1 protein-coding gene is annotated in these 287 nt (G+C 51.6%); it reads left to right on the top strand.

The window, feature by feature from the left end; genetic code table 11:
• A partial coding sequence (locus KDM89_RS21880) for an AIR synthase related protein (RefSeq protein WP_230428025.1) occupies positions 1–287 on the top strand: 287 nt, incomplete at both ends.

The following is a 287-nucleotide window of genomic DNA, read 5'->3' as shown; positions in this document are numbered from 1 at the left end:
GACAGACGTCATCAAGGGCGTGGCTTTCGGTTGTGAGCAGGCTGGCTGCGCGCTGATCGGTGGTGAAACCGCAGAAATGCCTTCCATGTATCCGGATGGTGAATATGATCTGGCTGGTTTTGCGGTTGGCGCAGTTGAAAAATCCAAAATTATCGACGGTAGCAAAATTCAGCCGGGCGATGTGATTCTGGGTCTGGCCTCTTCAGGCATTCACTCCAATGGATTCTCGCTGGTGCGTAAAATCATTGAAGTAGCGAATCCTGATCTGAACGCGGATTTCGATGGCC

The organism is Cognatundibacterium luofuense, assembly GCF_018139685.1.
Classification (GTDB): Bacteria; Pseudomonadota; Gammaproteobacteria; order Burkholderiales; family Burkholderiaceae_D; genus Undibacterium; species Undibacterium luofuense.
The sequence above is the reverse complement of the archived record's forward strand: the minus strand, read 5'-3'. Positions and strand labels throughout refer to the sequence as shown.